We start from the raw sequence: 14,075 nt of genomic DNA on the forward strand, positions 1-14,075 counted from the left end.
ATCGCGATCCGTAAGGCGCTCCCCCGCCTGCGGGACAACTTAGGCGCAAATGAGCGAAAAGGCATACCCCTTTTTGTGTGGGCATGAAAAAAGGCGGGAAGTGTTGCCTCCCGCCCTGTCTCGATTGCGGCAGATGCCTTTAGTAGCCGCGCGGGCAGGCGTCGATGTAACGGTTGCCGTAGCGGTCGCGGTAGTAGCACTGTCCAGGCTGCTCCGAAACATTCCCGATTACGGCACCTGCAACGCCACCGATGGCGGCGCCGACGGCAGCGCCGCGGACGTTGCCCGTAGCAATGCCACCGATGATGGCGCCCGAGGCCGCGCCGATACCGGCGCCTCGTTCCGTCTGGCTGCATCCTGCGACCGTCAGGCCGACCAGCATCAGCACAAGAGCTTTCTTCATCTTCATCTCTCCAAGTTCCACGCGCCCGGTCCAGCCGGTCTTGTTTTGACACTTGCCCCGCCGCTCGAGCTCTCCCACGCGGCTCCGGGCTTCTCTGAGCATAACCTTGGCCAGCGGAAAGTCCATGGTCGCGGCTCACACCCTCGCGGGTCGCTTCCCTGCATGGAACACCGTAGATGAACCCAGGATTTACAGGCGGTTTGATGCTGCAATGCGGCACACAAAATTTTCGTTTGCGACCTTCTGGACTGTTGCACATGTCACATAAAACTCACACCATGCCCTTCGTGTCCGGGAGAGACACGAGGAGGAACAACATGGCTAAAGTGACACTGACGGTGAACGGCCGGACAGTGAGCGGGGAGTGCGAGGATCGCACCCTGCTCGTGCATTTCATTCGCGAGAAACTTGGTCTGACGGGAACGCATGTGGGCTGCGACACGACCCAGTGCGGCACCTGCGTCGTTCATATGGACGGGAAGTCGATCAAGAGCTGTTCGATCCTGGCCGTCCAGGCCGCGGGATCGTCGATCACGACGATCGAGGGCATCTCTTCCGGTGGAGACCTGCATCCGGTGCAGGCGGCGTTCAAGGAGCATCACGGCCTGCAGTGCGGCTTCTGCACGCCCGGCATGGTGATGACGACGCTCGACATGATCTGTCGTCACAACGGTGCGCTCGACGAGGCCACTGTCCGCCACGAGCTTGAAGGCAATATCTGTCGCTGCACGGGCTACCACAACATCGTCAAGGCCGTGCTTTCGGCCAACGAAGCGATGACCGCCGGCCGCCAGGCCGCCGAGTGAGTGGGAGGAATTAGGCATTAGCCAATGGCGAGTGAGGGCTGCATCAGCGATGCTCCCTTGGCCAAGAGATTTGGAAGCATCGACATAGAGATCGTGCTGATGCTCAAGGTCCAGAAGCTATTCCCTACTGCCTACTGCCTACTGCCTAAAACCTTAATCCTGTTTCTCTGGAGGAGAAGACAATGGGTGTTGAAGGAATCGGCGCGCGAGTGGCGCGCAAGGAAGACAAGCGTTTCTTGACCGGCAAGGGCCGGTACACCGACGACATGGTCGTCCCCGGCATGAAATATGCCTATTTCGTCCGTTCGCCCTATGCGCATGCCAAGATCAAGTCGATCGACGTCTCTGCCGCCAAGGCCATGCCCGGCGTGATCGACGTGCTCGACGGCAAGCAGTTGCTTGCCGATGGCATCGGCAACCTGATCTGCGGCTGGATGATCCATTCCAAGGACGGCACGCCGATGAAGATGGGCGCCTGGCGTCCGCTGGCGCATGAAACCGTGCGTTATGTCGGGGATGCGGTGGCAATCGTCATCGCCGACAGCCTCGGCGAGGCGCGCGATGCCTCGGAGGCCGTTTCGGTCGAATATGAAGAGCTTCCTGTTGTCACCGGTGCCGTCGATGCGTTGAAGCCTGGTGCGCCGCAGCTTCATCCGGAGGCTCCCGGCAACCTGATCTTCGACTGGGAGATCGGCGACAGCGCTGCGGCAGACGCCGCAATCGCCAGTGCTGCCCATGTCACCGAGATCGACATCTTCAACAACCGCCTGTCGCCCAACCCGATGGAGCCGCGCGCGACGCTCGGCATCTACGACACGGCGGAAGATCATTATACCTGCTACACGACCTCGCAGAACCCGCATGTCGCGCGTCTCGTCATGAGCGCCTTCTACAATGTCGCGCCCGAACACAAGCTGCGTGTCATCGCGCCCGATGTCGGCGGCGGCTTCGGCTCGAAGATCTACATCTATCCGGAAGAAGTCGTCTGTCTCTGGGCGTCGAAGAAGACCGGCGTGCCGGTCAAATGGACGGCCGACCGCACCGAGGCCTTCCTCACCGATGCGCATGGCCGTGACCATGTGTCGAAGGTGAAGATGGCCTTCGACAAGGACCACAGGATCATCGGGTTGAAGGTCGACACGATCGCCAATCTCGGCGCCTATATGTCGCTCTTCTCGTCATCGGTCCCGACCTATCTCTACGCCACGCTTCTGTCTGGCCAGTATGCGATCCCTGCGATCCACGCCAATGTGCGAACCGTCTACACCAACACCGTTCCGGTCGATGCCTATCGCGGCGCCGGTCGTCCGGAAGCGACCTATCTGCTCGAGCGCACCGTGGAAACCGCGGCCCGCGAGCTCGGCATCTCGCCGGCGGAACTGCGGCGGAAGAACTTCGTCCGCAGCTTCCCGTACCAGACACCGGTCATCATGTGTTACGACGCGGGCGACTACGACGCTTCGCTGGAGGCGGCCATGTCCGCTGCCGACTGGAACGGCTTCCCGGCCCGCAAGGCGGAAGCCGCACGGCGCGGCAAGCTGCGCGGGATCGGCATGAGCTGCTATATCGAGGCTTGCGGCATTGCGCCGTCGGCGGCGGTCGGTTCGCTCGGCGCCGGTGTGGGCTTGTGGGAGTCCGCTGAAGTCCGCGTCAATGCGGTCGGCACGGTCGAGGTGCTCACCGGCTCGCACAGCCATGGCCAGGGCCACGAAACCACCTTTGCCCAGCTGGTTGCGGAGCGTCTCGGCGTGCCGATCGACAATGTCTCGATCGTCCACGGCGATACCGACAAGGTGCAGATGGGCATGGGCACCTATGGCTCGCGCTCGGGGGCCGTCGGCATGTCGGCGATCGTCAAGGCGCTGGACAAGGTCGAGGCGAAGGCCAAGAAGATCGCCGCGCATCTGATGGAAGCGGACGAGAGCGATGTCGTCATCGAGAATGGCGAACTGAAGGTCGCCGGTACCGACAAGTCGGTTCCATGGTTCCAGGTGGCACTTGCCGCCTATACCGCCCACAACCTGCCGTCGGGCATGGAGCCGGGTCTGAAGGAGGGCGCATTCTACGATCCGTCCAACTTCACCTTCCCGGCCGGCTGCTACATCGCGGAAGTCGAGGTGGATCCGGATACCGGCAAGACCGACATCATCCAGTTCGTGGCCGCCGACGACTTCGGCAACATCATCAACCCGATGATCGTCGAGGGCCAAGTGCATGGCGGCATCGCGCAGGGCATCGGCCAGGCGCTGCTCGAAGGCGTGCATTACGATCCGCAGACCGGCCAGCTTCTGACCGCAAGCTACATGGACTATGCCATGCCGCGTGCCGATGACCTGCCGTCGTTCAATGTCTCGCACCAGAACACGCCTTGCCCGGGCAATCCGCTCGGCATCAAGGGCTGTGGCGAGGCCGGCGCCATCGGGTCGCCGCCGGCGCTGATCAATGCGATCACCGATGCGATCGGCAACAACAACCTCAACATGCCGGCGACGCCGCTTGCCGTCTGGACTGCGATCCAGGCGAATGCGACGCGTCAGGCTGCCGAGTAAGGGAGAGGACCATGCAGCTTTATCCAACCAGCTACCATCGCGCCTCTTCCATCGAGGATGCCGGTAAACTGCTCTCCGGTGCCGAAGACGGCAAGTTCATCGCCGGCGGGCAGACGCTGATCGCGGCGCTTAAGCAGCGTCTCGCCCAGCCGTCTGATCTCATCGATCTCCGGCATATTGATGCGCTCAAGGGCATCAAGGTCGAGGGGCGCCGCGTCACGATCGGTGCGGCCGTCACCCATGCGGAGGTCGCCTCTTCCTCGGCCATCCGCGCGATCTGCCCGGCGATTTGCCATCTTGCCTCGATGATCGGCGATCCGCATGTCCGCCATATGGGCACGATCGGCGGCTCGGTGGCCAACGACGATCCCGCTGCGGATTATCCGTCGGCGGTTCTCGGCCTCGGGGCGACGGTGGTGACCAACACCCGCGAGATCGCAGCCGACGACTTCTTTGTCGGCCTGTTCGAGACGGCGCTCTCCGAAGACGAGATCATCACGGCGATCCGTTTCGACGCTCCGGAAAAGGCCGGTTATGCGAAGTTCGCCAACCCGGCCTCGCGTTATGCGATGACCGGCGTCTTCGTCTCGAAGGGGGCGGGCGGTGCGCGTGTCGCGGTCACCGGTGCCGGCTCGAACGGTGTCTTCCGTCATGCCGGCCTTGAGGCCGCACTCTCGGCCAACTGGTCGCCAGATGCCGTCAGCGGTGTCGAGATTGATTCGTCGGAGCTGTTGTCGGACCTGCATTGCACGGCCGAATACCGCGCCAATCTGATCCGGGTCATGGCAAAACGGGCGGTTCAGGCCTCCTGATCGCGCGGCTTTTGAGGGACGAACAAAAAAGGGCGGCTTCGGCCGTCCTTTTTCGTGTCGCTTGACGCAGATCAAGTTTGCAGAGGCACAATCCGTTAGTATTTATGTGCAAGCGTTCTAATGTTCGCGCCATTTGTCGCAGTTTAGAATGAATTTACAAAACCGGGGTTGACCCCAGCGCCGGAGAGACACAAAAGAGTGTCGTAGACTGGAGTTTAGGCATGGATTTCGAGGCGTTTTTCAAGGATCAGCTCGCGGGGCTTCACGAGGAAGGCCGGTACCGCGTCTTCGCTGATTTGGAACGCCAGCGCGGCAATTTCCCGCGCGCGACCCGCTACACCGAAAACGGTACCCAGGAAGTTACCGTCTGGTGCTCCAACGACTATCTCGGCATGGGGCAGAACCCGCTCGTGATCGACGCCATGAAGAAGGCGATCGACGACTGTGGCGCCGGTGCCGGTGGCACCCGGAATATCTCTGGGACCAATCACTACCACGTCCTGCTCGAGCGCGAGCTTGCCGATCTGCACGGCAAGGAATCTGCGCTGATCTTCACCTCGGGCTATGTCTCGAACTGGGCCGCGCTCGGTACGCTCGGCGCCAAGATCCCGGGTCTCATCATCTTCTCGGATGCGCTCAACCACGCCTCCATGATCGAAGGCATTCGCCATTCCAAGGCTGAGCGCGTCATCTGGAAGCACAATGACGTCAAGGATCTGGAAGCCAAGCTTGCCGCCGCCGATCCCAAGGCGCCGAAGATGATCGCGTTCGAGTCCGTCTATTCGATGGACGGCGACATCGCGCCGATCAAGGAAATCTGTGATCTTGCCGACAAGTATGGCGCGATGACCTATCTCGATGAAGTGCATGCGGTCGGCATGTATGGCGCTCACGGTGGCGGTATTGCCGAACGCGAAGGCCTGATGGATCGTCTGACGATCATCGAAGGCACGCTCGGCAAGGCTTTCGGCGTCATGGGTGGCTATATCGCGGCCTCGACCGCGCTTTGCGATTTCGTCCGTTCCTTTGCGTCCGGCTTCATCTTCACGACTGCATTGCCGCCGGCACTTGCCGCCGGTGCGGTCGCCTCGATCCGTCATCTGAAGACCAGCCAGGTCGAGCGTTTCGCTCATCAGGAGCGCGTGCGTCGTCTGCGCTCGATGCTCGACAAGGCCGGCATTCCGCATATGCCGAATCCCAGCCATATCGTGCCGGTCATGGTCGGCGATGCTGCCAAGTGCAAGTGGATCTCCGACTTGCTGCTCGACAACTGTTCCATCTACGTGCAGCCGATCAACTATCCGACGGTCCCGAAAAAGACCGAGCGGCTGCGCATCACCCCGACACCCCTGCATTCCGACGCCGATCTCGAACATCTCGTCGGCTCGCTGCACCAGCTCTGGTCGCGCTGCGCGCTGGCCCGTGCGGTGGCTTGATCGGGCTAAAACCTTCGGAAATGCAAAACGGGCTGCGGTGACGCGGCCCGTTTTTCTTTTGAGCTATGCCCAATGCACGCTTCGTCATTCACAGGAATGGAAAGTGCGCTCGCAGAGCTTCGACCGTGTGGTGCAAACCGGATTCTTGCATATCGGTTAGCAGCTCGTCTGCGGTCTTTTGCGGCAGTTTGAAGCGCTGACGCATTGTCTTGATTGCGGTGCTTGCCTTTTCCGTGTCGAGATTGATCATATCTGCGATAAAGGCGTCCGCGCTGCGGGTTTCAAGCCCCAGCCTCGACAGGATCGTCTCGGGGAAATCCACCAGGTTTTCCGTGACTATGACGGTGGCGCGCGCTTTCAAGGCCGCGGCGGCAACATGGATGTCTGTCTTGTCGGGGAGATCTGCGCAAACCGGTTCGAAGCGTTCGAAGTCGGTCACCATCGCTTCTGGGAAGGCCGTTTCCATCGCACGCCGAGCCCGTGCCGCACGGTCTTTTGGGTCGGCAAGGCCTTTGCCTCTGGCCATTTTCTCAATGGCGCGTTCCGTCTCGTCGAGGATGGCCTTCGACCATCTGACGCGAAAAAGCTCTGCTTCCGCGAGCGTCAACAGGAGATTGCGTCTGAGAACGCCTGCGAGCGTGCAGGCGTCAACAAGGGCGGTGGTGCCGACGCGGGGCACCGTCAGAGCATCTCCCCATCGAGTTCGGCCAAGGTATCAAGCGCGGCACTTCGCTTCGCATCCCGGATTTTCTTGTAGGCAAACAAGGCGTCCGCTTCTATCCGCCGGTGGCGTCCCACGAATACATACTCGATCTCTCCCCGGTCGAGCAGCGAGATCAAAAACGGGCGCGAAACATTGAGGAGGTCGGCAGCCTGTTGTGTCGTCAGCATTTGCGAGACCGGTACAAGCGCGACTGCGTCTCCCTTGCCGACATGGTCCAGCAAGTCCATCAGAAGTCCGGACAGCGCAGGCGTGAGAGCGATTTCCGCGGTCTTGCCATTGTCCAGCATACGCAAGGTCGTATCGTCGCCTTGGGCAGCGAGAATCTTGCGCAGACGGTTCGCGGCGGCCTGTTCTTCCCGGGACGGTCGCCTGCCACCGAGTGCTGTGGTGGCTGCGGTAACTGACATGTTGAATTCCTTCCGTTCAGAAGGAGATGATATGACTTATTCGCAACAGGTGCAATAAACGAATTAAACGAAACAGTGTTGCCGTGGAAGCAGAACGCCTCTGGGTCATCATGCCGATATCGTAGAGGCTGTCATCGATCGAATTGGCTGCCGGCTCACGTCGACTTTAGGCAACCGTCTTGGCAATCACCTCAGCCGCCTTGCGCCTCGCCTCGCGGTCCGCCGCATAGACGTCTTCGATCGTGTCTGCCGGCACGCCCTCGACCATCGCATCCATCACCGCCTCAACGACATCTGCCATGTCGAGGAAGCGGATCTTGTCCTCGACGAAGGCGTTGAAGGCGGTTTCTTCGGCGGCGTTGAGGATCGCGCCCTGCAATCCGCCGCGTTCCAGCGCCGTGCGGGCAAGCCGGAGCGCCGGAAAGCGTGTTTCGTCCGGCGCCTCGAAATCGAGCCGTGCGAGCTTGGCAAAGTCGAGCCTGTCGACATTGAGCGCCGGGCGCTTCGGATAGGTGAGCGCATAGCCGATGGCGGTGCGCATGTCCGGCACGCCGAGCTGGGCGATGACGGAGCCGTCGGTATAACCGACCATGGAATGAATGATCGACTGGGGATGGACGACGACCTCGACCTGGTGGGGCGCCACGTCGAAAAGGTGCTTGGCCTCGATCATCTCCAGCGCCTTGTTGAACATCGAGGCGCTGCCGACGGAGATCTTCAGGCCCATCGACCAGTTCGGATGGCTGCGTGCCGTCTGTACCGTCACATTGGCCATCTGCTCGCGCGTGTGGGTGCGGAAGGGGCCGCCGGACGCTGTGAGCACGATGCGCTCCAGCGCGTGGCGCTGGTCGGCCTCAAGACACTGGAAGATCGCCGAGTGTTCGCTGTCCACGGGGATCAGCCGTCCGCCGCCCTTTTTCACCGCCTCGACGAAGAGGTGGCCGGCGGAGACAAGGCATTCCTTGTTGGCAAGCGCGATATCGGCACCGCGGGCGGCTGCCTTCAGGGTGGGGGCGAGGCCTGCCGTGCCGACGATAGCCGCCATCACCCAGCCGGCATCCATGTCGGCGGCCTCTTCCAGCCCGCTTGCGCCGGCTGCGATATCCGTGCCGGAGCCCGACAGCAGGTCCTTCAATGTCCTATACTGGCTTTCGTCGGCCGTGACGGCGAGCTTCGCGCCCGTGCGGCGGGCCTGTTCGGCAAGCAGGTCGAGATTGCCGTTGCCGGTGAGCGCCATGACTTCGAAGCTGTCGCGACCACCGAGCTGCTCGATGACATCGAGCGTATTGACGCCGATCGAGCCGGTCGAGCCGAGGACTGAAAGGCGGCGGGGCCGGGCACTGTCGATCATGCTGCTTACGTCCGATTGCTTCATGCTCAGAAGGCTCTACAAGGGAAAGGGAAGACCAGCAAGAGAGGTCCGTGTGGACCTTTCGCCAGTGCTTGGGGAAATGGACCATGCCGGACTTTCTGCAGCCGACACGATTGCGTGAGAGCCTGCCTGTCCTGCTCGCGGCACTTGCCCTTCTCTGTCTCGTCGGCGGTGGGGTTCTCTACCTCGCCGCCCGTCCGGAACAGGCTGCACTCATCTGGTTGGTCGGCGCCGGTTCCGTCTTTGTCGTTCTCGTTATCGATATCCTGCGGGCGCTTCTCAACGGTCGGATGGGCGTTGATGCCATCGCTGCGCTGTCGATCGGCGTTGGCCTGGCCCTTGGGGAAAACCTTGCCGCGGCGATCGTCGCGGTGATGTATGCTGGCGGCCAATTGCTCGAAAGCTTCGCCGAGGGGCGCGCCCGGCGCGACATGACGGCCCTGCTTGGCCGTGTCTCGCGCACGGCCATGCGCTATCGCGGCGAGACGCTGGAAAGCGTGTCGATCGAGGCGCTCAAGCCGCAGGACCGGATCCTGGTCCGCAAGGGCGAGGTCGTGCCGGTCGACGGGCGATTGCTGGCCGCGACGGCCGTGCTCGATCTCTCTGCGCTGACGGGGGAGTCGCTGCCCGTGCCCATCCAGATGGGCCATGAAGTGCCGAGCGGCTGTACCGTGCTGGGCGATGCCTTCGATCTCCTGGTACTGCGCGAATCGAGGGAGAGCACCTATGCCGGCATCGTCCGCCTCGTCGAACAGGCGCAAGCCAGCCGGGCGCCGATGGCGCGTCTTGCGGACCGTTTTGCCCTCTACTTTCTCGGTATCACGCTGCTGCTTTCCGGCGGCGCCTGGTGGTGGAGCGGCGAAGCGACGCGGGCGCTCGCCGTGCTCGTCGTTGCCACCCCCTGTCCGCTGATCCTCGCCGTGCCCGTGGCCGTCATTGCCGGCATGTCGCGCGCCGCTTCCCATGGCGTGCTGGTCAAGACCGCCGGCGCACTGGAGGCGCTGGCTGCGGTCACCACCGTCGTTGTCGACAAGACCGGGACCGTGACTTCCGCACGGCCCGAGGTGTCGGAGGTCCGGCCGCAACCCGGCTTCACCTCCGATCAGGTGCTGGCACTGGCTGCCTCGCTCGATCAGGCCTCCGGCCATGTCGCGGCAGAAGCGCTGGTGCGCGCCGCCACCGCGCGGGGCCTTGGCCTGACCCTGCCGCAGGGCGTTATCGAAGAGGCGGGGCGGGGGCTTTCCGGAGAGGTCGCTGGCGTCAAGGTGGTGCTCGGCGGCAGTGGTTATGTCCGCTCGCAGCTGCTGGCCGGCGAAGACTTCGCCAGAGCCGGCATCGACAGTGGCACGGCGGTGGTCGCCGTCGGGATCGATGGACGGGCTGCCGGCCTCATTCTCCTGTCCGATCCCATTCGTGCGGACGCCGGTGATACGATCGGTGCTTTTAGGGCTGGCGGTGTGCGCCGCATCGTCATGGCCTCCGGCGACCGCAGCGATGTGGCGGAAAAAGCCTCGGCCTGTCTCGGCCTTGATGCCGTCGCAGGCGATCTCGCGCCGGAAGGCAAGGTCGATCTTATCAGTCGGGAACGCGCCGGTGGCGTGGTGATGATGGTGGGAGATGGGGTCAATGATGCCCCGGCGCTGGCGCTAGCCGATGTCGGCGTGGCAATCGGTGCGCGGGGCTCGGCGGCCTCGTCGGAAGCGGCGGATGTTGTGCTGCTGGCGGATGAGCTGTCACGCCTGCCGCTTGCCTGTAGCATTGCGAGGAGATCCCGCAAAATAGCCCGGCAAAGTGCGATTGCCGGGCTCGTTCTCTCGGGCGGTGCCATGGTGCTGGCGGCTTTTGGGTACCTCACGCCGGTTCAGGGGGCGCTTTTGCAGGAGGTGATCGATGTAGCGGTCATCCTCAATGCCTTGCGCGCGCTTCGCGGCTAAGGCTTCTCAGCTCAGGCCTGAGTCATCACGCTGCCTTCGCCGGAGATCCGGACGCGAAGGTTGTTCTGCACATGGGTAACGCCGCTTGCGCGCTCGGCGCAATCTTCAGCCCGACGCTTTTCCCAACGGTCGGTCACGTGGCCTGACAGCGTCACTTCGGCGTCCTTGACGGTGACCTCGATATCGGAAGCGTCGATTGCCGGGTCGTCAGCTAGCCGGTCGTTGACGTCTTCCAGGATGCGGGCATCCGAGCGGCGATAGCCTTTCGGTCCCTTGCCGCGATGGCTGTCCATCTCGCGGCGGCGTGCGGCCTCTTCATCGCCGAACCAGGAGGCGACCTCGTCGCTCGCGCGGTCAACGAAACCGCGGTCATCGTCGTAATCGCGGTTGGTTCGACCGTAGCCACCGCGGTATGAAGGATTGTCGGACGGGTAATAGCCGCGGCCGGTGCCTCTCGCATAGCGGCGGGTATCATCACCATATCCACGGTCGCTGAGATCACCCTGGTAGCCGAGGTCGTCCGTCGTCCAGTCCGACCGGCCCATGCGCGGGTATCGCGACCCGCTGGCGCCATTGCCGCCATCCATGCCGAAGTCCCGTTGACGTTCTGCATCATAACGGTCGGCTTCCGGCCGGTTCTCGCCATAGCCGCGGACAAAGCCACTTTCACCTGGGCCGTAGTCGCCCGTCGGGCCGCGTCGTGTATTGCGGTTTCGGCCGGAATCGGCATCCCAGTTGTCGTTGCGATTGACCATTGTTTCCTCCTTTGGATTGGGGAGGGTGACACGCTGCGTCACCTTGGAAACTAACCCCCGGCCCCCGTCGATCGTTCCGCTGAAAGCGGAAAATCCTCTCCGGAACAAAGCGCCAGCGCACCGGTTCTTCTCTCGCCATAACTGATAACCGAGGAGATACAGACAATGGCTACCAAGACACTCGAAGACCTCTTTCACGAGACCCTCAAGGACATCTACTACGCTGAACGCAAGATCCTGAAGGCCCTGCCGAAGATGGCGCGGGGCGCCCAGGACGAAAAGCTGAAGGCCGCTTTCCAGCAACACAAGGAAGAGACCGAAGGACAGGTCGAGCGCCTGCAGCAGGTGTTCGAGATCATCGGCAAGCGCCCGCGCGCCAAGACCTGCCCTGCCATCGACGGCATCGTCGAAGAGGGCGAGGAGATCATGGAAGAGTTCAAGGGTTCGCCTGCGCTCGATGCCGGCCTGCTGGCAGCCGCCCAGGCCGTTGAACACTACGAGATCAGCCGTTACGGCACCCTGCGTGCCTGGGCTCAGCAGCTCGGTTACCAGGATGCCGTGAAGCTGCTCGATGAGACGCTGGCGGAAGAATCCAAGACCGACGAGGCGCTGACCAAGCTTGCCGAGAAGGCCGTCAACGCCGCAGCCCAGAAGAAGGCGGCGTAATCCGGATCGCTGCACGGAAGCGAAGAGGTCGGGATTTTCCCGGCCTCTTTATTTGTCTTCATCGCTTCAGTTTGAGGCTTTTCAGGCGGCTGCGTTCGTGTCGGGATAACGCGCCTGCAGGAATGCCATGAGACGGTTTTCGTCGGCGCGAAGGAGGGCGCGGCCAGGTGCTGCCCCGACCACGGCGCGCACCGCATCCAGATCCGTGGTCTTGTCCGCAAGTTCCAGGATTGCCGGATGCACATAGCTCGATCTGCAGATGCTCGGCGTATTGTGCAACCGATCGGAGGCGACCTCGCACATTTGTCGGATGGTGGGGCGCTCGGACACCTCGATCAGCCTCCAGGCTTCGGCAAAGGCAGCCACCGAGCCGCCCCAGGTCCGGAAAGTCTTGGCCGACAGCCTCCTGTCGGTGATTTCTGCCAAATAGCTGTTCAGTCGTCCCGAATCGATCCGGTGAAGATGACCATCCCTATCCCTCCAGGAAAACAGGTCGCGTCCGGGCAGGTCGGCGATCTCTTCCAGGATCTTCTGCAGCTTCGGATGACGGAGCTTTCGGCGCACGCGCTTGCCGCCCTTGGCGAGAAAGCTGAGGCGGATGCCGTCCGGCTCGAAGGTCAGATGACGCTTCTGGAGCGTAGTCGCACCATAGGTGCGGTTTTCCTCCGCATAGGTGCGATTGCCAACGCGCATGTAAGTCACATCGAGCAAACTGATGAGTGCGGATAAAAGAAAATAGCTCTCGTCCGCATGTGCGGCGATGTCGCGCGCAATCCGACGCCGGATACCTGGAAGAGCCTCCCCGAAGGCGATCAGGTCGTCGAACTTGCGAGTGCTGCGCCAGGCGGCCCACTCTTGATGGTAGCGATATTGTTTGCGACCTCGCTGGTCATAGCCGGTCGCTTGCAGGTGACTGCGTGGGTCAAGGCTGATCCATACCCGTTCGTAAGCGGGTGGCAAAGCGAGTTTGCGAATGCGATCGAGAAGGGTGGTGTCGCTGACGGTCGTGCCATCAGGAAGATGATAGGAAAAGCCCTTGCCGCGCCTCCGGCGACTGATGCCAAGGGCTGCATCCGTGCCGTAAACGAGGCCAATTTCGGTAAGTTCGGGCAGGTCCTCGGTCGAGGGTGGCGGCCCGGATGTGCTTTCGGCTTCCTTGTCGGTCACTGTCATCCGACGGGGCTGTCCGTACCCATTTCGCCGAGTTCCCTGCGCAACTGCTGGCGGGCCCGGCTCAGCCGACTTTTTACTGTGCCGACTGCGCAGCCACAGATTTCGGCTGCGTCTTCGTAACGTTCGCCCAGCATCACAATCAGGACCAGCATTTCGCGGTGATGCTCCGGCAACCGGTTGAGTGCCCGGCGCACCTCTTCGGCCTGCACCGTCCATTCCTGGCTCGCCTCGCTGGTCAGCCGAGCGGTGACGGCGTCGGGCAGGCCCACGGTCTCGCGGCTGCTCTTCTTGAAGCGTGTACAGAAGGTGTTGCGCATGATCGTGAAAAGCCAGGATTTCAGGCGCGTGCCCGGCTCGAATTTGTCCAGGTTGGCCAGCGCCTTGGTCAGGGTCTCCTGGACGAGGTCGTCAGCCTCTTCCGGCTTCTGGCAGAAGGTGCGCGCAAAGGCGCGCAATGCCGGTATCAACTCGACCACTTCAGACTGTGCGGCAAGCTCGGCTCTACGGGTCGTCAAGATCGCCATCCTCCGATGTCTGTGGTACCACGGCACAACGACGCGAGAACGCTCGTCAACTGCCTTGGTTCCCGAAAATGTGAACGGCCGGCTCGCCGGTCGGGCGGTCAGCTTCGGCTTACAAATTTGCTGAAGCGGCTGAGCTTGCCGTCGTCGGTCTTCTCCTGGTGGAGAAAGGCCAGATCGCTCTTCTCGAAGATCTCAAAGAATTCATCCCATCCGATCGGTTCGAGGGTTTCCTCCGGCTCACCGAAATCGACGCGCAAGATGCCGCCTTCGCCGCTGTCCCTCACGCGGGACGGCGTGCCGTCACGCTCCTCGATCCATCGACGGATTTCGTCATGGTCCGTCGTTTGACGCGCACTGCTCATGGTTGTCTCGCTCGTTCTTGTTCTCCTCCAGACCCGGTGAGGGAACGCTGCTACACGTGAGTGGTTCCCCGCAGGTCACGGCTTTTTCGAACGGAACTCGGAGCCGGTCTGAAGGTTTCTTTTCACCGAATAGTTCCTCAACGAGAGCGCGA

General features: G+C 62.2%; 14 protein-coding genes. 6 read left to right on the forward strand and 8 right to left on the reverse strand.

Annotated features, from left to right (window positions below):
- Window positions 1–139 precede the first annotated feature (139 nt).
- The gene (locus tag H6M51_RS07455) at window positions 140–403 is read right to left on the reverse strand and encodes a glycine zipper domain-containing protein (RefSeq protein WP_185809237.1); all 264 of its coding nucleotides are present in this window, start codon (window positions 401–403) and stop codon (window positions 140–142) included.
- Window positions 404–720: 317 nt separating this feature from the next.
- On the opposite strand from H6M51_RS07455, the gene H6M51_RS07460 reads away from it, so the two are divergent.
- From H6M51_RS07460 to hemA, 4 genes are all read left to right on the forward strand, one after another.
- Window positions 721–1,209, forward strand: a complete 489-nt coding sequence (locus tag H6M51_RS07460) for a (2Fe-2S)-binding protein (protein WP_185809238.1) — start codon at window positions 721–723, stop codon at window positions 1,207–1,209.
- A 182-nt stretch (window positions 1,210–1,391) separates the two neighbouring features.
- Window positions 1,392–3,758, forward strand: a complete 2,367-nt coding sequence (locus H6M51_RS07465) for a xanthine dehydrogenase family protein molybdopterin-binding subunit (RefSeq protein WP_185809239.1) — start codon at window positions 1,392–1,394, stop codon at window positions 3,756–3,758.
- An 11-nt stretch (window positions 3,759–3,769) separates the two neighbouring features.
- Complete coding sequence (locus tag H6M51_RS07470; RefSeq protein WP_185809240.1) at window positions 3,770–4,570, forward strand: xanthine dehydrogenase family protein subunit M; 801 nt, start codon at window positions 3,770–3,772, stop codon at window positions 4,568–4,570.
- A gap of 221 nt (window positions 4,571–4,791) precedes the next feature.
- The gene (gene hemA / locus H6M51_RS07475; protein WP_185809241.1) at window positions 4,792–6,006 is read left to right on the forward strand and encodes a 5-aminolevulinate synthase; all 1,215 of its coding nucleotides are present in this window, start codon (window positions 4,792–4,794) and stop codon (window positions 6,004–6,006) included.
- Window positions 6,007–6,094: 88 nt separating this feature from the next.
- On the opposite strand, the gene H6M51_RS07480 is transcribed toward hemA, so the two are convergent.
- The 3 genes from H6M51_RS07480 to dxr form a co-directional block, all read right to left on the reverse strand.
- Window positions 6,095–6,685, reverse strand: a complete 591-nt coding sequence (locus H6M51_RS07480; RefSeq protein WP_185809242.1) for a PIN domain-containing protein — start codon at window positions 6,683–6,685, stop codon at window positions 6,095–6,097.
- A gap of 2 nt (window positions 6,686–6,687) precedes the next feature.
- On the reverse strand, window positions 6,688–7,137 hold the full coding sequence (locus tag H6M51_RS07485) for an excisionase family DNA-binding protein (protein ID WP_185809243.1): 450 nt from the start codon (window positions 7,135–7,137) through the stop codon (window positions 6,688–6,690).
- A 166-nt stretch (window positions 7,138–7,303) separates the two neighbouring features.
- Complete coding sequence (dxr, locus tag H6M51_RS07490; RefSeq protein ID WP_185809244.1) at window positions 7,304–8,488, reverse strand: 1-deoxy-D-xylulose-5-phosphate reductoisomerase; 1,185 nt, start codon at window positions 8,486–8,488, stop codon at window positions 7,304–7,306.
- Window positions 8,489–8,595: 107 nt separating this feature from the next.
- Between dxr and H6M51_RS07495 the strand changes: the two genes are divergently transcribed.
- Window positions 8,596–10,443 carry a heavy metal translocating P-type ATPase gene (locus H6M51_RS07495; RefSeq protein WP_185809245.1) on the forward strand — a complete coding sequence of 616 codons (1,848 nt, stop codon included), beginning with the start codon at window positions 8,596–8,598 and terminating at the stop codon, window positions 10,441–10,443.
- Between the two features lie 11 nt (window positions 10,444–10,454).
- On the opposite strand, the gene H6M51_RS07500 is transcribed toward H6M51_RS07495, so the two are convergent.
- Entirely contained in the window at window positions 10,455–11,198 is a 744-nt protein-coding gene (locus H6M51_RS07500) for a BON domain-containing protein (protein WP_348644420.1), read from the reverse strand.
- 165 nt (window positions 11,199–11,363) lie between these two features.
- On the opposite strand from H6M51_RS07500, the gene H6M51_RS07505 reads away from it, so the two are divergent.
- Window positions 11,364–11,864, forward strand: coding sequence for a ferritin-like domain-containing protein (locus H6M51_RS07505; RefSeq protein WP_185809246.1), 501 nt, complete (start codon window positions 11,364–11,366; stop codon window positions 11,862–11,864).
- 81 nt (window positions 11,865–11,945) lie between these two features.
- On the opposite strand, the gene H6M51_RS07510 is transcribed toward H6M51_RS07505, so the two are convergent.
- The 3 genes from H6M51_RS07510 to H6M51_RS07520 form a co-directional block, all read right to left on the reverse strand.
- Window positions 11,946–13,037 (reverse strand): DNA topoisomerase IB, encoded by a 1,092-nt coding sequence (locus tag H6M51_RS07510; protein ID WP_185809247.1) that lies wholly within the window; start codon window positions 13,035–13,037, stop codon window positions 11,946–11,948.
- On the reverse strand, window positions 13,034–13,561 hold the full coding sequence (locus tag H6M51_RS07515; protein WP_185809248.1) for a sigma-70 family RNA polymerase sigma factor: 528 nt from the start codon (window positions 13,559–13,561) through the stop codon (window positions 13,034–13,036). Before H6M51_RS07515 ends, H6M51_RS07510 begins: the two co-directional genes overlap by 4 nt.
- A 98-nt stretch (window positions 13,562–13,659) precedes the next feature.
- Window positions 13,660–13,923, reverse strand: a complete 264-nt coding sequence (locus H6M51_RS07520) for a hypothetical protein (protein WP_185809249.1) — start codon at window positions 13,921–13,923, stop codon at window positions 13,660–13,662.
- Window positions 13,924–14,075: the final 152 nt, after the last annotated feature.

The organism is Rhizobium sp. AQ_MP (genome assembly GCF_014237835.1).
GTDB lineage: Bacteria > Pseudomonadota > Alphaproteobacteria > Rhizobiales > Rhizobiaceae > Allorhizobium.

What these genes read in the sequence shown, in the direction of transcription:
- H6M51_RS07510 (WP_185809247.1), bottom strand. Translation starts at nt 13,037, where the DNA reads ATGACAGTGACCGACAAGGAAGCCGAAAGCACATCCGGGCCGCCACCC.
- H6M51_RS07455 (WP_185809237.1), bottom strand. Translation starts at nt 403, where the DNA reads ATGAAGAAAGCTCTTGTGCTGATGCTGGTCGGCCTGACGGTCGCAGGA.
- H6M51_RS07505 (WP_185809246.1), top strand. Translation starts at nt 11,364, where the DNA reads ATGGCTACCAAGACACTCGAAGACCTCTTTCACGAGACCCTCAAGGAC.
- H6M51_RS07460 (WP_185809238.1), top strand. Translation starts at nt 721, where the DNA reads ATGGCTAAAGTGACACTGACGGTGAACGGCCGGACAGTGAGCGGGGAG.
- H6M51_RS07465 (WP_185809239.1), top strand. Translation starts at nt 1,392, where the DNA reads ATGGGTGTTGAAGGAATCGGCGCGCGAGTGGCGCGCAAGGAAGACAAG.
- H6M51_RS07495 (WP_185809245.1), top strand. Translation starts at nt 8,596, where the DNA reads ATGCCGGACTTTCTGCAGCCGACACGATTGCGTGAGAGCCTGCCTGTC.
- H6M51_RS07520 (WP_185809249.1), bottom strand. Translation starts at nt 13,923, where the DNA reads ATGAGCAGTGCGCGTCAAACGACGGACCATGACGAAATCCGTCGATGG.
- H6M51_RS07500 (WP_348644420.1), bottom strand. Translation starts at nt 11,198, where the DNA reads ATGGTCAATCGCAACGACAACTGGGATGCCGATTCCGGCCGAAACCGC.
- H6M51_RS07485 (WP_185809243.1), bottom strand. Translation starts at nt 7,137, where the DNA reads ATGTCAGTTACCGCAGCCACCACAGCACTCGGTGGCAGGCGACCGTCC.
- dxr (WP_185809244.1), bottom strand. Translation starts at nt 8,488, where the DNA reads ATGATCGACAGTGCCCGGCCCCGCCGCCTTTCAGTCCTCGGCTCGACC.
- H6M51_RS07515 (WP_185809248.1), bottom strand. Translation starts at nt 13,561, where the DNA reads ATGGCGATCTTGACGACCCGTAGAGCCGAGCTTGCCGCACAGTCTGAA.
- hemA (WP_185809241.1), top strand. Translation starts at nt 4,792, where the DNA reads ATGGATTTCGAGGCGTTTTTCAAGGATCAGCTCGCGGGGCTTCACGAG.
- H6M51_RS07470 (WP_185809240.1), top strand. Translation starts at nt 3,770, where the DNA reads ATGCAGCTTTATCCAACCAGCTACCATCGCGCCTCTTCCATCGAGGAT.